Origin of the sequence: Corallococcus praedator (genome assembly GCF_003612125.1) — a bacterium.
GTDB classification, from domain to species: domain Bacteria; phylum Myxococcota; class Myxococcia; order Myxococcales; family Myxococcaceae; genus Corallococcus; species Corallococcus praedator.
Window position 1 is genome coordinate 1 of the sequence record NZ_RAWI01000145.1, and the last position, 20,562, is coordinate 20,562.

The 20,562-nt window shown below is 67.4% G+C and carries 17 protein-coding genes; 13 read left to right on the forward strand and 4 right to left on the reverse strand.

The genetic code is table 11. The annotated features are described in order from the left end of the window. Nucleotides 1–100: 100 nt before the first annotated feature. Both D7Y13_RS48085 and D7Y13_RS19670 read left to right on the forward strand, forming a co-directional pair. On the forward strand, nt 101–748 hold the full coding sequence (locus tag D7Y13_RS48085) for a transposase (protein ID WP_233595763.1): 648 nt from the start codon (nt 101–103) through the stop codon (nt 746–748). A 195-nt stretch (nt 749–943) separates the two neighbouring features. Then, nucleotides 944–1,282: a UBP-type zinc finger domain-containing protein gene (locus tag D7Y13_RS19670; RefSeq protein WP_120534215.1), complete on the forward strand. Its 339-nt coding sequence runs from the start codon at nt 944–946 to the stop codon at nt 1,280–1,282. A gap of 102 nt (nt 1,283–1,384) precedes the next feature. Here D7Y13_RS19670 and D7Y13_RS19680 read toward each other — a convergent pair whose 3' ends face one another. Next, nucleotides 1,385–2,137: a class I SAM-dependent methyltransferase gene (locus tag D7Y13_RS19680; RefSeq protein ID WP_233595764.1), complete on the reverse strand. Its 753-nt coding sequence runs from the start codon at nt 2,135–2,137 to the stop codon at nt 1,385–1,387. Nucleotides 2,138–2,503: 366 nt separating this feature from the next. Between D7Y13_RS19680 and D7Y13_RS19685 the strand changes: the two genes are divergently transcribed. Then, nucleotides 2,504–3,127 (forward strand): hypothetical protein, encoded by a 624-nt coding sequence (locus D7Y13_RS19685; protein ID WP_147444402.1) that lies wholly within the window; start codon nt 2,504–2,506, stop codon nt 3,125–3,127. Here D7Y13_RS19685 and D7Y13_RS48090 read toward each other — a convergent pair. After that, nucleotides 3,099–3,737 carry a serine/threonine-protein kinase gene (locus D7Y13_RS48090; RefSeq protein WP_244222360.1) on the reverse strand — a complete coding sequence of 213 codons (639 nt, stop codon included), beginning with the start codon at nt 3,735–3,737 and terminating at the stop codon, nt 3,099–3,101. The genes D7Y13_RS19685 and D7Y13_RS48090 overlap by 29 nt on opposite strands. 899 nt (nt 3,738–4,636) lie before the next feature. Between D7Y13_RS48090 and D7Y13_RS19695 the strand changes: the two genes are divergently transcribed. From D7Y13_RS19695 to D7Y13_RS19745, 10 genes are all read left to right on the forward strand, one after another. Then, complete coding sequence (locus tag D7Y13_RS19695) at nt 4,637–5,092, forward strand: toxin-antitoxin system YwqK family antitoxin (protein WP_147444403.1); 456 nt, start codon at nt 4,637–4,639, stop codon at nt 5,090–5,092. A 144-nt stretch (nt 5,093–5,236) separates the two neighbouring features. After that, entirely contained in the window at nt 5,237–7,441 is a 2,205-nt protein-coding gene (locus D7Y13_RS19700) for a M3 family metallopeptidase (protein ID WP_120584820.1), read from the forward strand. A gap of 170 nt (nt 7,442–7,611) precedes the next feature. Then, nucleotides 7,612–9,939: a DUF1588 domain-containing protein gene (locus tag D7Y13_RS19705; protein WP_120584821.1), complete on the forward strand. Its 2,328-nt coding sequence runs from the start codon at nt 7,612–7,614 to the stop codon at nt 9,937–9,939. Between the two features lie 5 nt (nt 9,940–9,944). After that, the gene (locus tag D7Y13_RS19710; RefSeq protein WP_120534209.1) at nt 9,945–11,342 is read left to right on the forward strand and encodes a DUF1552 domain-containing protein; all 1,398 of its coding nucleotides are present in this window, start codon (nt 9,945–9,947) and stop codon (nt 11,340–11,342) included. 99 nt (nt 11,343–11,441) lie between these two features. Beyond that, the gene (locus tag D7Y13_RS45270) at nt 11,442–11,711 is read left to right on the forward strand and encodes a hypothetical protein (protein WP_147444404.1); all 270 of its coding nucleotides are present in this window, start codon (nt 11,442–11,444) and stop codon (nt 11,709–11,711) included. 45 nt (nt 11,712–11,756) lie between these two features. Then, nucleotides 11,757–11,960 carry a DDE-type integrase/transposase/recombinase gene (locus tag D7Y13_RS19715; protein ID WP_147444405.1) on the forward strand — a complete coding sequence of 68 codons (204 nt, stop codon included), beginning with the start codon at nt 11,757–11,759 and terminating at the stop codon, nt 11,958–11,960. 438 nt (nt 11,961–12,398) lie between these two features. Further along, entirely contained in the window at nt 12,399–12,848 is a 450-nt protein-coding gene (locus D7Y13_RS19720; RefSeq protein WP_120534207.1) for a hypothetical protein, read from the forward strand. Beyond that, the gene (locus tag D7Y13_RS19725; RefSeq protein WP_120534206.1) at nt 12,845–15,040 is read left to right on the forward strand and encodes a DUF7125 family protein; all 2,196 of its coding nucleotides are present in this window, start codon (nt 12,845–12,847) and stop codon (nt 15,038–15,040) included. Before D7Y13_RS19720 ends, D7Y13_RS19725 begins: the two co-directional genes overlap by 4 nt. Nucleotides 15,041–15,075: 35 nt before the next feature. Then, on the forward strand, nt 15,076–16,515 hold the full coding sequence (locus D7Y13_RS19730; protein WP_158620431.1) for a sensor histidine kinase: 1,440 nt from the start codon (nt 15,076–15,078) through the stop codon (nt 16,513–16,515). Between the two features lie 798 nt (nt 16,516–17,313). After that, on the forward strand, nt 17,314–17,889 hold the full coding sequence (locus D7Y13_RS19745; RefSeq protein ID WP_233595766.1) for a hypothetical protein: 576 nt from the start codon (nt 17,314–17,316) through the stop codon (nt 17,887–17,889). A 218-nt stretch (nt 17,890–18,107) separates the two neighbouring features. On the opposite strand, the gene D7Y13_RS19755 is transcribed toward D7Y13_RS19745, so the two are convergent. Together D7Y13_RS19755 and D7Y13_RS19760 are read right to left on the reverse strand one after the other, a co-directional pair. Then, entirely contained in the window at nt 18,108–19,535 is a 1,428-nt protein-coding gene (locus tag D7Y13_RS19755) for an ISL3 family transposase (protein ID WP_341870428.1), read from the reverse strand. 273 nt (nt 19,536–19,808) lie between these two features. Further along, nucleotides 19,809–20,465, reverse strand: a complete 657-nt coding sequence (locus tag D7Y13_RS19760) for a serine hydrolase domain-containing protein (protein WP_341870427.1) — start codon at nt 20,463–20,465, stop codon at nt 19,809–19,811. Between the last annotated feature and the right edge of the window lie 97 nt (nt 20,466–20,562).

Genomic DNA, 20,562 nt, shown 5'->3' on the forward strand with positions numbered 1-20,562 from the left:
CCGGGGGGGGGGACGGGGGAGTCGCCGGACATGGCAGCATGGCCTAGCACCGAAGCGCACGCCGCGCCCCTGACGAATCGTGTGGGCGCCTGCGCGCCCGGTGCTCCTGGAGGGATTATCCCTGCACGCCCATACGCACCTGCACGCCAATGATCGGCAGGGGCTGGAGCGGCTGTGCCGCTATGGAGCGCGCGGCGCGTTGGCGCTGGAGCGTTCGTCACGAGCGGAGGACGGCCGCATTGCTTGGCGGATGAAGCGTCCGTTGCCAGACGGCACCACACGCATCTTCTTCACCGGACTGGAACTCTTACGTCGCGTGGCGTCCCTGATACCTCCGCCTCGGTCGAACCTCACGAGGTTTCACGGTGTCTTCGCTCCGGGCGCGAAACTCCGGCCATTTCTGCTCCCTCAAGCGGAGGCAGAGGCGAAGCCGGAAGAGGCAAGCGAGCTGCCTTTAGCAGCGACGAGACAGGAGCCGACCCAGGAGCGCACGCCGCAGCTGGATTGGGCCGGGTTGCTCAAGCAGGAGTTTCGCGCTGGACGTGTTCGCCTGCGGCAGGTGTGGAGGCAGGCGCCGGGTGCTGGGGTATCTGACGGCTCCCAGTGGGGTGCGTGCCATCCTGGAGCAGCTGGGACTGCCCACGCTGCCTGGGAGACTGGCCCCAGCACGGGGGCCACCCCAGAGCGCGTGGTGTTGAGCGCCAGGCCGCAGTGGCCCCCATGTCCAAGCCCCGTGCCGCGCCCCTGAGGGGAGCGCGGCCTGAGCGGGCGTGTGCCCCCTGAGGGCTGCACGGCTTCTCCACCGGCCAGGCGCACAGCTCGGCGGCACCCGTCAGCGCCCCTCTTCGGCACCTCTGCTCCAGCCCCCACCCTCAACAGGCCTTCTATTCGCCCTATGCGTCCTGGGGCCATCGGACGGATGCCCCAACACGGAGCGCGAGCCATGAAGAAGATATGTCCACACCTGGAAGTGACCGAGCGTCACCGGACGGCGCCCATCCACCCCAGTGGCCACGGATGTGTGGAGTGTCTGAAGGACGGAGGTGACTGGGTCCACCTCAGGATGTGCCTGACCTGCGGGCACGTGGGCTGCTGCGACGACTCGCCGTCACGCCACTCAACCCGGCACTTCCACGCCAGCTCCCACCCGGTCATCAAATCGTTCGAGCCTGGGGAGGACTGGGCCTGGTGCTTCGTGGACGAGCAGTTCCTCGAGCGGATCCCCACCTTCCCAGGCGAGTCGCCGCCGGTGCACTACTCGGCCCCCATGAGCGCGCCGTAGGCACCTGGCCTCGGACGCCTGCGCGACCTTCGTTGAGGGCCGGGTGGCGGGCCGCGTTCATCACCCGACCGGGGCAACAGCTCTACCCGCTCGCGCCCGAAGTCACCGTGGGGCGGTGCTGGAGGTGTCACCGGATCGCACGGGCTGGAGGAAGAGCAGGTAGTGGACCGGGAGGTCGTTGAACTCCGAAACGACGGCGTAGCCCGCGGCCTGGGCGGCGGCGACGAGCGGGGGACGCATGGCCCGGAGGTGCGTCACTGCGATGCGACCGTTCGGGGTGAGGGCGGGCCTCAGGCTTTCGAGGAAGGCCACACGGTCCGGCAGGAAGTGGTCCACCTCGGCGAGCAGGATCACGTCGTAGGTTCCCGGCTCAAGGCCCGGGGTGTCCGGGGTTACCTTGCGCACCTCGACGTTCTTCCGCCCGAAGACACGTTGGCGAAGCTGCTTGAGGGCCTCGTCATTGATGTCGGTCGCGACCACCCGTCCCGTCGGGCCGACGGCATCCGACAGTCGCAGCGTGAAATAACCCAGGCCTGCTCCGACATCCGCGATCCGTTGTCCTGGGGAAAGCCCCAGCGCGGCGACGAACCTGGAGGGCTGACGGGATTGGTCATACGCGGGATCCACGCCTTCGACGCCCCCGACACCGTGAAGTTCGGCCGGTGCTTCCGGCGTGGCAGCCTGCGCCGCCGCGGGAGGGACGTCCTGGCGCGCTCCCTCCTTGTTCTCGGAGCGACAGGCGGCGGTCGCGACCGTGACAAGGCAGAGACACCACCGCACCAGGTGACGGGACGCTGCCTGCGCACGAAAGAGAGTCATTCCAGCCTCCGGAGCCATCAGGGATGCGGTGCGCATCCCACCAGGGAATCGCATTCGGGTCGACCCCTGCTGCCTGGATGCGCGAAGGATCCGGATGAGCCTGCCCCGCTGTGAGGGGCAATGCGCGCTTCGCAGTGCCTCTCACGGGCGCCTTCAGCTCAGGCCTTGAAGGTCATCAGCGACGCGAGGGCCCGCGCGTCGCCTTCCAGCGGCCCTTCACCAGCCCACCCCCTCAAAACAGGGCCCCCATTCCGCCTATAGTCTGATTTCATGCAAGGGCTCACGAGCTCCGGCCGGGCAATGAGGGTGAGCGGAAGGAGAACTTCACGCGGGGGGGCTGATGGATATGCCCACAGGCGGAGGGTCCGTCCTGGATACACGGGTGCGGGTCTGGGAGGGTCCATGAATTCCGAACCGATGAGTCGCACTGTCAAACGCCTGGGGCTGACGTTGCTGGTGTGCTGGTTCGTGCCCTCTACCTGCGTCGCCGTGTCGCTCGGCTCGGTGGGGGCGCTGCAGGCGCTGACGGCTGAGCCAACATCCATCCCGGGCGATCCGCCCATCGATATTCTCCTGGGGGGAGCACTTTGTGGCTGGCTGTTCATCCTGATCGGTTTCTGTGGATTCTTCGTGGCCCGACATGAGGCCGACCCGATCGTCCGACTCTGGCGGCGCGTGCTTCCCTCGCTGACCGTGCTGTCGCTCCTGGCGCTGTCTCCGACAGTGGCCCAGGTTGGCGGACGGCATTTCGGGGAATGGCGCCGTCTCAAATCCCTGCTCAGGGAAAACGAAGCCAGGGTTCAGCAGATGATCGGGCGGACGGAAGGGTCGTTGTCGGAAGAGGAGAGCGCACTGGTGCGGGCGTGGTTTCTAGAGCATCCCGTGTCCCTCCGGTTCGAGTCGGAACCCGAGCCCGTGCGGATCCGGCTGATGCACTCCACACCTCCCTACGTCGGAGTCGACTTCGGTCGAGGACGGAACGCGGTCTTCGACCCGGTCACGATGCTTTGCCTGTACTCTGATTGAGATGCCCTACGAATTGACGGGCCTCGCCCGTGATCTCCACGAATCCAGGGGCGGAGGACTCCTGGGAAACGTGCCACGGAGCGCCGCGCCGCGAGCGTTGGCGGCTTCCCCCTCTTCCGTTGTGCGAGGCAAGCGCGCTTGAATGCGGCATGCTTCCGCCTACCGAGCCCCGGCGGTCCTTCCCACCGGGTGTCCGCTGGAACCTCCTCATCGTGGCGGTCGCACTCTGCCTGGGGATTACCGGGGCCGTGCTCTTCGCGCGCTCCCGCCCTTCCCTCCGGGACGCGGCCTGCACGGGCGCGGGGACCTTCGCCGCCGGAGCCTGCACGGTGACCGGAGCCTGCTGCGCGGCGGCCACGGGCTGCGCGGGCGCGGACGCACTGCTCTCCGCCGAGGAGAACTCCTGCACATTGCTCGTCGCCCGCCGCGCCGCGCGCGCATCGCTCTCCGGCGGGAACAGCTTCGCCAAGTGCTCCGCGAGCTCCTCGTGCGTCGGCAGCTTTCCAATCGCCTCCACCAGCGCCTCGCGGAACGCGAGCGTCGACGGGTAGCGCTCCAGCGCGCGCTTCGTCGTCGCGCGGCGCACAACCACATCCAGCTTCAGCGGCACGTCCGCAGGTATCGGGGGCAGGGCGCGGTTGAGCACCGCATTGTCAGGATCCGCCGACTCCTTGAACGGCAGCTTCCCAGTGAGGCACTCGTGCAGCGTATATGCGGGATAGAGGCCATGAGGAGGGTGAGGGCAGGAGCGGAGGTGCCGCGGAGGGCCGCAGATGGGGCTGCTCAAGCAGTGAGCCAGGCGGGTGGAGGAGCGGCTTGAGCTCCTTGTGGGGTACACGCTGGCCCTGGCCGCCCGCCCATGAGGTGCGCGGCAGGGGCTTGGCTGCACGGATGTTGCGACCGACACCGGATGGCCGGACTGGACCGTCACCTTGGACATCCTTCCCTGGCCTTGCAATGTGGAGACATGGAGCCACCCGATAAGAGGGGACGCTGTAAGGTCGAGCAGCACGAACCGGAAGAGTTCATGGGAGACGTGGGTTCGCCCGCGCTCGACCAGGTCTTCACGATCGGCGCCGACGAAGAGCCTGTCATCTGTGGCCGCCGCTGGCACTGTGGCTGTGATGAAGCGCCACCTGAATGATTCACGGCTCTGGGACGCGCAGGTCCCGTGAGCGCAGCAGCATGGCGGACGCCGTGGCCGAGGCGAGTGCCTGGGATTGGAACGTCAGAGGGGCTTCATCCCGGTGTAGGTGGAACGTTTCTCGGAGTACTCTCCGGACCTGAATCGAGCCCGGCAGGGCAGGAGTCATTTGGATGAAGGCACACCCTTGGGGTGCATGGATGGCCGCGTCAGCGCTGGCACTGGCCAGCACGCTCCTATCGAGCTGTTCCAGGACGGAGGCGCCCTCCTCAGCCCCCCTCTCCTCAGCCCCCCTCTACTCAGGCCCCAATGATCCGCGAATGGAGCTGTGGGCCCAGCGCCCCTGTCCTCCTCAGGCGGAGCCCATGGAGGAGACGGATTCCCTGTGGGGCCGCGTTGTCTCGTGTTGGATCCAGGTTCCCCAGGGCCGTGTCCGGCATGGCGCCTTCACGCTCTTCCAGGCCAATGGAAAGCCTCTGGAGGAGGGGTTCTTCAAGGCAGGTCAGCCCCATGGCCCCTGGAAGCAGTACCACCTGTCAGGCGCCATCTCTTTGACGGGCGGTTTCTTCCTCGGAGGCAAATCCCAGGTCTGGGAGGCGAAGGACCCGCAAGGAAAGACCCTGTACACCCTGTCCTTCCCCGGGCCGGCCTATGAGCCCAAAGGCCCCATCTATGACGGCACCGACATCCGGGGTGTGGACGCGAAGGGCCAGCCCTTCACAATCGGCGAATCGGGCAACCCTCCTTGGGTCGATCGCAAGACCGGCGCCTTCGCCCCTTACTTCGTGGGGCAGAGTTTCTCCAGCAAGCCGAAGCCCTGATCCGTCAGAAGCAGGGATGAGGATCCGTCACTGCCTCGCGTGGCGTCTGTCCTCGGTCGGGAAGACGCGGCCTTCAGAACGCGTTGGGGGGACCTGATTCCGTGCTTTGGTGCACACCCCTTTTCGTCGGGAGAACCCCTGTTCATGCGCAACCTCTTCTTCGCCAGCGCGGGTGTGGCCGCGCTCGTCTCCTCCGGCTGTGCGACGACGTCCCCGGAGGCCCGCCCCGAAGTCGCCGCGCCGGCCCCCACGAGCGAGGCCGCCGCGCCGGGTGCGGCCCGGATGGCCCTGCCGGGGAAGTGGCCCGGCCCGTACGGCGGCGTGCCTCCCTTCGCCCAGGTGAAGGTGGACAACTTCAAGCTCGCAATCTCCGCGGCGATGGACCAGTACCGCCGGGAGCTGGACGCCATCGCCAGCAACCCCGCCGCGCCCGACTTCGAGAACACGCTGGCCGCGCTGGAGGACGCGGGCCGGACGTACGCCAAGGAGAGGACGCTCTACGGCATCTGGGGTTCGTCGCTGAGCAGCCCGGAGTTCCAGGCCGTGGAGCGGGAGATGGCACCCCGCTTCGCCGCCTTCGAGGACGAAGTCTTCCAGAACGAGGGCCTCTTCCGCCGCATCGAAGCCGTCTACCAGTCCCCCGACAAGGCGAAGCTGACGCCGGAGCAGCAACGCCTGGCGTGGCTGCACTACACGCGCTTCGTGCGCTCCGGCGCGAAGCTGGACGCGGCGGCCAAGGCGCGGATGGGCGCCATCAACCAGCGCCTGGCGTCGCTCTACACGTCCTTCAGCCAGCACGTGCTCGGTGACGAGGAGGGCTACACCGTCGTCCTGGAGTCCGAGGCGGACCTGGCGGGCCTGCCGGACTCCGTGCGCGCGGGCGCCGCCGCCGCGGCCGAGGCGCGGGGGCAGAAGGGCAAGTGGATCATCACCAACACGCGCTCCTCCATGGAGCCGTTCCTGACCTACTCGTCGCGCCGCGACCTGCGCGAGAAGGTCTGGCGCAACTACGTCAACCGGGGCGACAACGGGGATGCGCGCGACAACAACGCCATCATCCCGGAGGTCCTCAAGCTGCGCGCCGAGCGCGCGAAGCTCCTGGGCTACGCCACGCACGCGCACTGGCGCCTGGAGAACGCCATGGCCCGGACGCCCGAGCGCGCCATGGAGCTGATGGAGGCGGTGTGGAAGCCCGCCGTGGCCCGTGTCCGCGAGGAGGTGGCGGACATGCAGAAGGTGGCCGACAAGGAGCGCGCGAAGCTGAAGATCGAGCCCTGGGACTACCGCTTCTACGCGGAGAAGGTCCGCAAGGCGAAGTACGACCTGGACCAGAACGAGGTGAAGCCCTACCTCCAACTGGAGAAGCTGCGCGAGGGCATGTTCTGGGTGGCCGGTGAGCTGTTCGGCTTCGCCTTCACGCCGGTGACGGACGTGCCCGTCTACCACCCGGATGTCCGTGTCTGGGAGGTGAAGGACCAAGCCTCCGGCCGTCACGTGGGCCTGTGGTACTTCGACCCGTACGCGCGGCCGGGCAAGCGCTCCGGCGCGTGGATGAACGCGTACCGCAACCAGGAGCGGTTCAAGGGTGAGGTGACGACCATTGTCTCCAACAACTCCAACTTCGTGAAGGGCGCGCCCGGCGAGGCGGTGCTCATCTCCTGGGAGGACGCGAGCACGCTGTTCCACGAGTTCGGCCACGCGCTGCACGGCCTCAGCTCGTCGGTGTCCTATCCGTCTCTGGCCGGCACCAGCGTCGCGCGCGACTACGTGGAGTTCCCCTCGCAGCTGCTGGAGCACTGGCTGTCCACGCCCCAGGTGCTCAACACCTTCGCGCTGCACTACCAGACGGGCAAGCCCATCCCCCAGGCGCTGGTGGCGCGCATCGAGAAGGCCGCGACGTTCAATCAGGGCTTCGGCACGGTGGAGTACCTGTCCTCCGCGCTGGTGGACATGAAGCTGCACCTGGCGGGCGACGTGAGCATCGACGCGGATGCCTTCGAGCGCGACACGCTCAATGCGCTGGGCATGCCCAAGGAGATCGTGATGCGCCATCGCACGCCGCAGTTCGGCCACGTCTTCGCGAGCGATGGCTACTCGGCGGGCTACTACAGCTACCTGTGGTCCGACACGCTGACGGCGGACGCCTTCGAGGGCTTCACCGAGGGCAAGGGCGCGTACGACAAGGCGGTGGCGGAGAAGCTGCGCAAGAGCGTCTTCTCCGTGGGCAACACCGTGGACCCGGCGGAGGGCTACCGCGCGTTCCGCGGCCGCGACGCCGGCATCAACGCGCTGATGCGCAAGCGCGGCTTCCCGGTGCCCGCCGCCGCGCAGACGAAGTCGCAGCCCTGAATCATTTGGGATTCAGGGGCTTGAGCACGAAGGCCTCGCGATATTCATCGCGAGGCCCTTGATGTGCTGCAGAGAGGCAACGGCGGCACCACAGGGTACCCAGGCAGGTCTGAGCCCGTTTGGCAAAGCTTGCTTGCTATCCCACCCTCCGTCCGTGCCAGTCTTGCCAGATGAACCGCGTCCTCCTGCTGGCTGGACTGTTGAGCCTCGTTGCGTGCAAGGGCACCATCGAGCCAAGCACCAACAACGGAGACCCCAACAACCCAGGTGAGCCTGGCGAGCCCGGCGGGAACCTGGGCGCCGCGTGCGTGGTGCAGTCGGTGCTCGCCAATCGCTGCGCCAGCTGTCACGGCGCGCTGCCGACCCAGGGGGCGACGATGCCGCTGCGCACCCTGCACGACATGCGGGTGAGCTCGGCGATGGATGGGAGGCTCAGCAACGCCCAGCGCGCGCTCATCCGCATGCGCGACGACGCGTCTCCGATGCCGCCGGCCCCGCATGAGCGCGCGAGCGCAGCCGAGCTCGCCGCGCTCGATGCCTGGATCGGGCAGGGGATGCCCCTCTGCAGCGGCACGGACGGCCCGCCCGTGACCGTGGTGTCGGAGCCCAACCTGCTCGATCAGTCCGCGCTCTTCAGCTGCACCGAAGGCGTGCGCTCGGATGCGCCGACGCGCATCCGCCGCATGAACCGGCGCGAGTTCACCCGCAACGTCGGTGGCTCGGTCGAGCGCAGCTGGACCGGGTTCAGCTTCTACGACAACCCGCTCGATCCCAGCGCCATCGAGCAGTACAGCTCCTGGGCCACGGACGAGACGCTGGACGAGGCCACGGTGGAGCTCTTCCTGCCGGTGGTCGGCGCGGCCGCCTCGCCGTGGACGATGAACTACCCGGACGGCAACCGGATGGAGCGTGTCTACACCAACAGCCGCTTCAACTGCATGTTCAGCGACTCGAACCCGAGCGACACCTGCAAGCGCTTCCACCTCGGCCAGATGCTCGAGTTCGGCGTCTTCTTCCGCCCGCCCACCGAGGATGAGCTCACCCGCCTCACCGCCTTCGCGACCGCGGTCATCGCGCAGGAGCCGAGCAGCTCCCCGCAAAACCGCGCGGACTCCATCACGCGGATCTCCAACGCCGCGTGGATGATGACCGGCGCCATGTTCCGCCGCGAGATGGGCGGCGAGCCGGCCGACGGTCGCGTGCAACTGACCAGCCTCGAGCTGGGCTCGCAGCTGGCCTACGCGCTTGGGGGGCGCGCGCCCTCGGCCACGCCGAGCTTCGTGTGGCCGTACTACTCCGCGCCCCTCGAGGGGCATCTGGCGGACGTGGCCCTTGCCGCGAAGGATGGCTCGCTCACGCAGGATGCGACGACCACCGCCCTGATCAAGAAGCACCTGGGCGGCGTCGACGCCAACCAGAACGGGACACCGCGCTTCGATCTCGTGCAGGACTACAACGAGGAGCAGCGCTCCAAGCGCGGGCAGTACTGGCTGGGTGACGGCGTCGCGGGCTTCTTCCGCGAGTGGCTCGGCTACGAGCACGTGTCCGCGGTGTTCAAGGAGTCCCCGGCGGCGACCTCGCGCTTCGAGCTCGAGGGGCTCGGCTACATCAGCTCGGTCTCGTACGACAACCTGCTCACCAACTTCCATCCGCTGGAGCCGACCTTCATCCAGCAGTTCGACGATCTGATCGCGCGGGTGGTCGTCGAGGATCAGGACGTGCTGGCGAACCTCCTCACCACGCGCACCTTCTACGTGCCCTCCATGCAGGACGCGGCGTACGACTCGCATAAGGGCCTCTCGCACCCCTACAACGTCAGCGAGATCCTCCCGGCGACCGTCGCGGGCCGCTGGAAGAAGCTGCCTGCCACCGAGCGCGCGGGCGTGCTGACCCACCCGGTGTGGCTGGCCGCGCACGGCGGCAACTTCGAGGACGATCCGTCCATCGTCCACCGCGGCAAGTGGGTGCGCGAGAACCTACTGTGCGGCTTCGTCCCGCCGCTCAGCAGCGTGCAGGTGGCAGCCCAGGTCGGCGCTCACGCTGCCGACAAGAACGCGCGCCGCCGCCTGCAGGAGGCGACCGCCGGAGCGCAGTGTCAGGGTTGTCACCGCCTGATGGAGCCGCTCGGCCTGCCCTTCGAGATCTACAACCACGCGGGCTTCCTGCGCGCGCGGGATCACTCGACCAGCGGAGGCTGGACCACGCCGGACGGAAGCTCGACGCTCACGTCGATGCCGGACCCCGCGCTGGACGGCGCGGTGCGCGACGCGGTGGAGTTGAGCGAGCGCCTGGCGACGTCGCGGCACGTGAAACGCTGCTTCGTGCGACAGGCCTTCCGCTACTTCATGGCCCGTCCGGAGAACCCGAGCGACGCCTGCACGCTGACGCAGATGGAGCAGGCCTATGACCAGAACAACGGCTCGTTCTCCAAGATGCTGACCACGCTGATGACCAGCGACACCTGGAAGACGCGGCGTGTGCCGCAGGCTGGAGAGTGACTGTCATGTTCTCGCGACGAACCGTCCTGAAGGGCATGGCCGCCGGCCTCTTCGCGCCCTACTTCCACGACGTCTACGCCCAGTCGTCAGCTTTGCCGGCGCGCCTGGTGCTGGTCCTCGAGTGCAATGGCGTCTACCCCCGCGCGCTCCTGAGCACGGGCACCCGCGCGGCGCTGGGTGGACGCGCCAACACCTCCGACCGCCTCTTCTGGGACGCGTACAAGGACACGCCGCTGGTGCGTGAGGGCGACAATCTCGCCAGCGCGATCAGTCTCGGGCCGCTGGCGGCGTCTTCCGGCAACCTCGACCTGGTGAACCGCTCCGCCGTGCTGCTGGGGCTCTCGAACCTCATCGCGGGCGGCGGGCACTCCAGCGGGACGGGCGGGCTGAGCTGCGCGGTGAACGGCGCGGGCGCGACCTTCGACGCGGTGATCGCACCTCGCCTGCGCCGGGGTGCACCGTTCGACGTGCTGCGCCTGGGCACCAGCTCCGCGCGCGTGTCGATCGTGTACGAGACCTGCGCGCTCGGACCCCGCAAGCCCGCGGGCATCATCGTCAACCCGTCGCTCGCGTTCGACAGCACCTTCGGCTCGCTGCTCGGCGGCTCGACGAATGGGCGCGATCGCAAGATGCTCTTCGACTTCGCGCTGGCCGACTCGCGCAAGGCGCTGGCGGAGTTCCGCGGCAACTCCAACGAGCGGCTGAAGCTGGAGCGCTACCTCTCCTCGCTCGAGTCGCTGCGCACGCGGGAGGATCAGCTCGCGGGCATGGCGGACCGCGTGCGGCCCTACCTGCCGCTGGCGCCGAAGGACAACCCGCTCATCACCGGCGCGGGCTCACCGCCCGACTCGCTGAAGTGGTTCGAGGCGCAGTTCCAGATCGCCACGGCGTCCCTCCTGGGCGGGCTGACGAACACGGTGGTGCTGGCGACGGGCACCTCGGGCTTCGACGTGGCCTACGGCCCGGACGTGACCGACATCCCGCGACACAGCCTGCAGCACGGCCTGGATGCGGGGCAGAACTGGGAGCGCGTCGCCGAGGTCACCCGCCGCCACGTGCAGCTGGTGGCGAACCTGGCGAGGACGCTGGCCGCCACGCCGGAGGTCGGCGCGAGCGGCTCGATGCTGGATCACACCGCGATCGTCTTCATGTCCGACAACGGCGAGCAGCACCACTCGACCTCGCGTGAGTGGCCGAAGCTCGTGGTGGGCGGCAACGCGCTGGGCCTGAAGACCGACGGGCGCACGGTCGTGTACCCGAAGTACGACGCGGCCCGGAACCGGCAGGTCTCCAACCTCTTCAACACGCTCGGCCACGCGTTCGGAGACGCGGACTTCAACACCTTCGGGCAGGAGGGCAGCACGCGCATCGCGCCGGGACCGCTGAGCGAGCTGTACGGCTGAGCCGCGAGAGCGGGCTGGGCGGCTGTGACACCGCCACAGGCGCCCGACAGGAAGCGGCGCGGGGCCCTCCGATGGTGGAGTGCCAGCCGCGCCGCTCGGATGCCGCGAAGTTCGCTCGATTCACCGGCGCGAGGCTCGCTGCGCAAAGAACTCGCCGCCTGCCTGCGCACAGGCCGGACCCAGCGCCGGCCCAGCAAGCGCAACGACGTGGGCGGACAGCTGCGCGATAGGTTGATGCTCAGCCAGAGGCCGTCAGAAGCCGAGGACCGCGCGGTCGCGGGCCACTGGGAGGGCGACCTCGTCATCGGCAAGGCAGGCAGGTCCGCTGTCGGCACCCTCGTGGAGCGCCACAGCCGCTGCGTGATGTGACTGGAGTTGCCGCACGGCCGGACGGCAGAGCGCGTCCACGAGGCCATGACAGAGCAGATTCAGCGGCGGCCCGAGCATCTGCGCCGCTCGCTCACGTGGGACCAGGGCAAGGAGATGGCCGAGCACGCACGCTTCACCATCGACACCCAGGTACAAGTCTCCTTCTGCGACCCGCACAGCCCCTGGCAGCGCGGCAGCAACGAAAACACCAACCGGCAAGCAACTCGACGCCATCGAGCACGAACCTAACGGGCGCCCGCGTCAAACGCTGGCATGGCGAACGCCTGCCGAAGTATTCGCGTCAGCTGTTGCGACGACCGCTTGAGAGCGCCCCTACCGCCCATGTCGTATCTGCTGGCGTACGGGCTGGCCCCCGCCCAGTCTGTCAACCACTCCTCGAATATATCGTCGCCCTTACATTATCCCGGAGTACCAGCCCTGCGCCTACGTCCATCGCGGCGGGACGTTAGAGGTGATGAGAGCGGGAAAGAATGCGATGGGCAGCCAAAGCACTCCAGGGATGCACCCAACGAGCCGCCTCCCTGGCGGCCCCACTTTCGTCCAGCACCGGTGAGAACGTGGGCGCCCCCTCCGCCACGCTGAGCACCATCTTCCTTCAGTGCGGGCAGTGCGGGGGCGACGGCCTTCCAGCCAAGGCGCGGGTCGTTCGAGCGGGTGAGGGAAACCGTGCTTGACGAGGGTCAGCACGCGGCCTGCGTCGACGCCTGGCTGGACCGAGCCGCCAGGAATCTATCGACGGAGGCCTTTCTCCAGCTCTTCGAGGCGGCACTCACCGTGCTGTGGAAACAGACGTTGACCACGCTCGGCGAAGTGACGCTGACCGCCATCGCCGAACGCGTTCTGCACAATGCCTCCGAGCGGTTCCCGCTCTTCGCGTCCCTCAACGTCGAGCGGGTGGGGGGGCTCCGGTTCGGAGAGCTTCGTGAGCAGGTCCACTCCGGGCACGACTCCGGGCTGAGGGAGGGCAGTCGATTCGTGCTCGTGGAGTTCCTCACCGTGCTCGGCAACCTGACCGCTGAAATCTTAACGCCGGAGCTGCATGCGGAACTCTCCAAAGTCGCACTTCCGGAGGCGGTCCGCCCACGCGTCACCGCGGGCGAGGACACAACGTCATGACGAAGAGAATCGACATCCCGCGCCTCCAGACCGGCGTCCCCAACCTCGATGAGCTCTTCAAGGGTGGCCTGCCCAAGGGCTCCGTCACCGCCGTGTGCGGCCCCCCCGGCTCGGGCAAGACGACGCTCACCCAGCAGATCTGCTTCCACAACGCCTCGGCCGCCCACCGCGTCCTCGCCTTCAACACCCTCTCGGAGCCGACCGCGAAGACGCTGCGGCACCTCCAGCAGTTCTCGTTCTTCGACCCGAAGAAGTTCGAGGAGGGCGTCCAGTTCGTGGACCTCGGCGCCATGCTGCGGCTGAGGAGCTTCGATGCGGCCCTCGCGCTCATCATGGACAACCTCAAGCAGGTCAAGCCAGACATCGTCGTCATCGACAGCTTCAAGGCCTTTGATGACCTGGCGGCCTCCAGGGAGGAGCTCAGGACGTTCGGCTATGAGATCGCCGTGAACCTGATGGCTTGGGAGACCACCGCGCTGCTCCTCGGCGAGTACGGGCCCGCCGACTATGAGAGCAATCCCCTCTTCTCCATCGTCGACGGCCTCCTCGTCCTCTCTCAGCGCGTGTCCCAGGGCGAGCACCAGCGCTTCTTCAGAATCGTCAAGATGCGGGGGACGGACCACAGCCGGGACGAGCATCCCTTCCTCATCACCTCCAACGGCCTGGAGATGTTCGCGCCCCGCGAGGCCATCAAACGCGAGTTGATTCCGGAGGAGCCGCAGGAGCGCTGCAAGACGCACATCACCAAGCTCGACGAGATTCTCGGGCCCGGGATCCCCTGGGGGTCGAGCCTCCTGCTCAGCGGCGTCGCGGGCACCGGAAAGACCGTCCTCTCTCTCGAGTTCATCTACCGGGGCGCGCTCGCGGGCGAGAAAGGCATCCTCTTCTCTTTCGAGGAGAGTGAGGAGCGCCTCCGCGCCGCCGCGAAGGGCCTCGGCTGGGAGCTCGACAGGGAGATTGAGCGCGGCATGGTGGAGATCGTCTTCATCCCCCAGCCCGACATCATGGTGGAGGCCCACCTCTTGATGATTCGCGAGCGCATCAAGGCCATGAAGGCCCGGCGCGTGGTCATCGACTCCGTCTCGGTGTTCCTGGACAAGGTGACGGACCCGCAGCTCAGCCGCGAGAAGGTCTTCCACCTCTGTAGCATCGTCCAGAACGCACAGGCCGTCGGCTTCTTTCCCACCGACATCCCCTACGGCTCCCGTCAGGTCAGCCGCATGGGCGTCGAGGAGACCGTGGTGGACGGCGTCATCATCCTCAGCTCCACGGAGGAGGGCCTGGAGCGGGAGCGCTACATCGAGGTGTACAAGCTTCGCAACACCGCTCACCTCAAGGGCCGACACTCCATTGCCATTGGCGCCGGGGGGGTCTCCATCTTCCCTCGTTACGGGGAACAACTCCGCGTGGAGGCCCCTCCCCCCGCGTTGGAGGCTTCCTCCCGGCTGGGCTCTGGCACTCCCGGGCTCGACGGGCTGATGGGCGGTGGGTTGCTCAGGCGAAGCACCACCCTCGTCTCTGGCAGCGCGGGCGTCGGCAAGAGCACCTTCGGAATCCAGTTCCTCCTGGAGGGCGCCAGGGCTGGGGAGCCGGGCCTCTATGTCTCGATGGAGGAGGGGCCCGAGCAGCTGCTCGCCAGCGCCGAGGCCCTGGGTTTGCCGCTGCGCGCGCAGCTCGACGCGGGCCTCATCCAGGTGCTCTACGTCTCCCGGGAGCATTTGCGCGCGGGTCAGTTCCTCACCGTGCTGTCGGACCAGCTCAAGGCGCTCAAGGCCTCACGCGTCGTGCTCGACGCCGTGACGCAACTGCTGACGGCGCACACCCCCATCGACGAGTTCCGCCACGTGCTCTACAAGCTGGTGGTCCGCTTCAAGACCCTCGGCATCACCAGCGTCCTCACGCTCGAGTCGTCCTCGCTCTGCTCCATGGAGCGAGTCACGGACCAGGGGCTCTCACCCATCGCCGACAACCTGCTCATGCTGCGCTACAGGGAAGCGGCCGGCCGGCTGGCTCCTACGCTGACGGTCGTGAAGACTCGTGGCAGTGAGCATGAGCGGCGCACCCACTTCATGACGGTCGCGCGGGGAGGGCTGCGAATCGGTGCGCCCGTGAGCGAGCTCCCGACGCCTTCCTGGGCCGCCCCCGAGGATACCAAGCATCTGTCACAGCACGAGGATACGAGACAAGGATGAACCCTGGTCGGCGAAAGAAGGCATCTCGCCATGACATGCGAGAGGAGGCGAGCGGACAGCGCACGCGTGGCCTGCCCCCCGCCGACCCTTCGTTCGGGAGCCTGGAGCAGGCCTATCGACGGCTCGAGCACCTGTATGAAATCAGCAAGCTCTTCGCGAGCTTCAAGAGCGTCGCGCAGTCCTTCGACCCCGCGCTTGGCATCCTCGCGAAGTCGCTACCCCTGCGCAGCGCGGTCCTCATCCAGACGGAGAATGGCCAGTCGAGGATGATCATCTGGCCGTCCGAGCTTCAGGACTCCGAACGGCTGCGAGCGGTCAAGGAACACGCGGAGGCCTCCTATGCCTACCTCGTCGGGGCGAAGTCGACCGAGTCCCTCGGACTCAGCGAGCAGCCGGGTGAGACCCTGCTGCCCCGGCAGGAGCGGAGTGAAGGGGATGAAGAGAAGCGGTTCATCGTCATCCCGCTCGTGGTGGCCGAGCACTCGCTCTTCGGTGCCCTTCAGCTCGAAGGGGCCATGTCCCTCGACAAGAAGGACCTGACCTTCGTCAATGCCATCGCCAATCAACTCGCGATCGCGCTCGAGCGTGACCGCGCGTGGCGGCGCGACATCACCCGACGCGAGGACGCCGAGGAGGAGCGTGCCCAGGCGGAGACACGAGGCGCCGCATCTGAACGAGACCGCCTCGTCGCCGAGAGCTCGAGTGACAGATACGAGGCGCTCGCCAGGGAGAACGCCCAACTGTACAGACAGGCGCAGGTCGCGGTGAGAGAGCGTGAGCAGATCCTCGGGGTGGTGTCTCACGACCTGAGGAACCCCCTCTCGACCATCATCATGACCACCGACGCGCTCGCACGGCAAGAAGCCACCGCGAGGCGGCCCGAGCTTCCAGTCCCCAAGGCGGTCGAGCGAATCCAACGCGCGGCCGAGCGCATGATGCGGCTCATCGACGACCTGCTCGACTTCGTGAACATCGAGCGCGGGCACCTCTCCATCAAGCGTCAGCCCAATGACGCGGGCGCGCTGGTCAACGAGACGCTGGCGAGCTTCGAGCGCGTCGCGCAGGAACATCGGCTGACGATGACCGCGGAGGTCGAGCCGCGCCTCCCGCCCATTCTTTGCGATAGGGTTCGCATCCTGCAGGTCCTGTCCAACCTGGTCGGCAACGCCGCCAAGGTCACCGCCGAGGGCGGGCACATCACCCTCAAGGTCGAGGCGCACGGGAACCAGAGCGTGTTCGCGGTCGCGGACGATGGTCCTGGGATTCGCGCGGACGACATCAAGCATCTTTTCGACCGGTACTGGCGCAGCGGCGAGGCGAAATACAGGGGGACCGGCCAGGGGCTCGCCATCGCGAGAGGAATCGTCGACGCGCATGGTGGCCGCATCTGGGTCGAGAGTGAGTGGGGACACGGCGCGACGTTCCGCTTCACGGTTCCCCTGGCCGAGGACGTCAGCGCGGTCGCCACGCCGTGACGGAGCGCCTGCCTTTGCTGCTTTCCCTCGGCCTCGCACCCAGTGCCTCCCGTCGAGCAGGGTGCCATGGTGAGCACCCGAGTGGTGCGTTCACCGCTTGAGACCGCCTGTACTTCCTTCGCTCTCGTCTCGGCATCGTCGTGGACATCCTTCGGTCACCTCATCTCGGGTGTCCACAAAACCCGGGAAGGCTCAGTACTGCCTGTGAGCCGGCAGCTTTGTACGGGCTGCCAGGCGGCGCAGGACCATGAAGCTGCCTGCGAGAGACAGGCTGAGGCGCAGAGGCAGGGGGCGCGCGGAGGGAGTTCGTCAGCGCCACGCCCGTCGCGATGATGCAGAGGGACATGGGCGTCGTGCGCCGGATGCCGAACTTCTGCATCAGCGCCGCAGCGAACGGCCCCGCCAGCCCGTAGGGCACCCGGTTCACCGATACGGCCGGGGAGACGAGGGCCCGGCTCCAGTCGAACTCTCGCGCTGGGGGGACGATGAAGACGCTCGGGGTCGCCCACCCGCCCGCCGCGCACAGGAGCACCACGAAGAGGGCCGCGGCCATCACCCAGGCATCGTGGAACCGGTGGGTGGGTCCTCATGCGCGTGTCTCTAAGCGGACTCGCGCGGGCCCACGTATACTTCCCGGTAGCGATGTCTCAAGACGACCCTCTGCGCACCCTCTGCAATTGCCTTGCGCTGCGGCAGGCCAGCCGCCACGTCACACAGTTCTGAGCGTGCCCCACGAAATCGGGGCAAGCCCAAAGACCTCGTATCCCGAGTGAGCCCCTTGCCATGAGGACACTGCCCATGCAGCCAGCACGGAAGTCCAGCAAGAACACGATTCTCATCATCGCCGCGGTCGCGGTAGTGGTCGGCGGCATGTCCGCAGCGGTCATGCTGCTGGGCCGGAAGCCGACCGACGTCGGAATGATCGGGATGACCGACGTGGGGGGCCTTCAGGCGTTGGCCGACATTCAGGCGCAACTGCGTCCCCTGCGTGCATGTGGCGTCGAGTACGGGGAGCGGGGAAGGCGAGGGAAGGTGGGTTCGCACACGGACGTATGGGTCAGCGCGTGTGAGAATGACCGCTTCGCGGGAGTCCGCATCGCTGTCCCCACTGAACGGCAGGTGGAGCGAGTCGCCTTCAATCTGGAGCGAGGCTCCGTCTCCGAGCCCTGGAAGATCCTGGTCGACAAGAATCAGGTGCCATTTCCGGAGCTCGAACGGGCGCTCGAGCAGCTCTCGCCCTTCCTCGCCGAGGAGGTTCCCTCGAGGCTGGCCCAAGCCATCGAGGCGAAGCTCGCTGCTCACCGCGAGTGGCAGGAGAGCCAGGCCGCGGAGCCCGGTCGCAGGGATGCGGCGAAGAACTCGTATCCGGAGTGAGGCGCCTGACCGCCCCGTCCACTCACGGGAACTTGATGTCGCCGAGGATGATGGGGCGCTTGCCGGCCTCCCCCCACAGCGTCAGGGTGAAGGCACCTCGGGGCGTACCCTCCACGGGCTCGGTCTCCACCAGGACGCTCATTGTCCCTCCGGGGTTGGGTTGAGCGTGAGCGTACCCCGATTCCGTGGCTCTCCCGCGCTTCATGTGAAGCGCCAATTCAGGCAGCGAGCAGCACGCGACGGCGCAGCAGGTCGAAGCTGGCGCGGCCGTACATCTGGCGCTTGAGGAGCTTGAGCTTCGTGATTTGACCTTCGGATTGAGCATTGCTCCAAGGCATAGTCAGCGCGGCTCGGACGGCATCGCCGTCCTGTTCAAGTCCCTGCGCAAAGGATTCCACCGCGCGCACGCCGCACGTGCGTGCCTCGCCCAGCCACTGCTCGAAGGCGGCGCAGGAAGTGGCCGGCTCAGCACCGCGCGTGACGCCCCGCTCGCGCACCAGCTCACCGAAGCGACATGTCAGCGCAACGACGCGTGCAGCCTCCTCATCCTGCTCGATGCGAGTCAGCGTGGCTGCCTCGGTGGATGTGAGCGCGGACCGCGGTTGGACGCAGAGCCACGCGAGTTGCTTGGGCGATGGGAGGCTTGTGACGGGGCGCGGGCTCTTCGGGATTGAATGGGAGCCGCGACGTGTACGGGGCGTCGAGCGCGACGGCGCCGTGCGCCGTGCGCCGCGTTTGGAGCCACCGATGGACCTGCCGCGACGTGCCGCCGAAGCCCTTGGCGCGAATCTCACAAAGGGGTCGAGGATGCTCGGACCGGGCACTCGAACCGCGCGCTCTGGAAAGGTTTCTGCGCAGGCGTACTTGCGTACCGTTGCTCGCGCCAGCCCCAGGGTGCGGCTGATTCTCAGCAAGGGCTGTCCAGCCAGGTGCAGACGTCGCACCGCTTCGTACGCAGCAACTCGACGGATCCTACTTTCCTCTCCGGTGCGCACTTCGGCGCGAGTGCGCGGGAAGCTTGCGTGACGACGCACAGGGGAGGCCTCCGCGCTCGCCACGTCGGGCAGTGCCCGCAGGCGCGCGTGAGTGCCAGTCAGCCAGCGCTCCACCATCTGCCGCCCATTGAGCAGCAGGTGCCAGCGGTCTGCGACCTGTCGAGCGTCGGGAGCACCGAGAGTTGCCGCGCGTGCATACTCGGTGGAACGGTCCCTGGCGATGAGCTCGACGCCTTGGTGCTTGCGCAGCCATGCCGCGACAGTCGATGCCGAGCGGTCAGGCAACAAGTCGACGACGCGGCGTGCCTCCAAGTCGACGAGGATGGAGCCGTAGGTGCGACCTTTGCGCAGGGCCCAGTCATCCACCCCGAGCACCCGAGGCCTTGTCGGCGGAGGCAGAGGGGCGCTGTGCATCAACCGAAGCAGCGTGTCGGGACTCGTCGGCATGGCGAGCGGCGTGAGAAGCCTTGCTCCGGCTTCAGCTCCAGCCGTCATGCCCACTGCGCGCTGCGCGGTGGCGAGCCGATGCGTGCGCCGGGCACGAGGAGCGAGCAGACGAGGCAGGTGCTCTGCGAAGGTGCGGCGTGTCGCTAAGCACCTTGCACGAGGGACATCGCGCGCCTTTAGCCTCCGGACGCACCACGACGACAGCGCCTACTGCACTGCTACGTGCCACGCTCTCCACACGACAGCCAGGCGTCGAGTACAACTCTTTCATTCCCAGGAGTACTCGCTGCAACAGCCTCCTGCTGGCACCGCCTGCCTCCTCGCTCGTGAATCACATGAAGCGCGGGAGAGCCACGGAGCCGGGTCACGCCCATTCGACCGCGCGGCCTCCCTGCTCCACATGCTCTCCGACGACTTGTCGAGCTGAGAGAAGTCTGCGGGGGCTCGACGCGTACTCACTCCCTGTTGTTCGCCGTGCTAGCGACCCTGCATGGATTCGACCCTGTCAAAGAGGGGCGCCAGCGCGCGTTCCATGGCGTTGGCGGTCGCATCGCCGCTCTGGTTGGTGATGATGAACACCCCCAACTGATACTTCGGCACGAGGTAGAGATAGCATTGCGCGCGAGGCACGCCGCCGTGATGCACGTAGTGGGTGCCCAACTGGCTGCTCTGGCCGATGTTCCAGAAATAGCCAATGCTGAAGTCCTCCGCGAAGCGCACCAGCGGCTTGTGTGACTCTGTCACCGCGGGATGGTTGCTCAACTGCAAGCGCAAGTACTTCACCATCTCCGGCATCGTCGCCTTCAATGCTCCCGCCGCGCCCCAGGGCAGGAGTGGCATCGGCGTGGTGCCGACCGGGTTGTCGCTGTGGTAGCCAGGAGCCAAGCGGTTGGCGTCCTGGGCACGCAGGCGCAGCCACGTGTCGTGCATACCGGCTTCCCGCGCCAGGAACTCCGCGAGCAACGACTCGTAGGGAGCCCCGTGGATCTTCTCGAGGGTGTGCGCGACCAACTCGGTGCCGGCGCTCGAGTAAGCATAGTGTGAAGTTGCCCCGGTTTCGTGGAGTCCCACCCGCTGTGCGAAAAGGGTCCCACGATGCCGAAGTGAAGTTGCCCCGGTTTCGTGGAGTCCCACCCGCTGTGCGAAAAGGGTCCCACGATGCCGAAGTCACGCCCCCCATACCCTCCGGAGTTCCGTGAGCGGGTCGTCGAGCTGATGAAGGCCGGCCGGT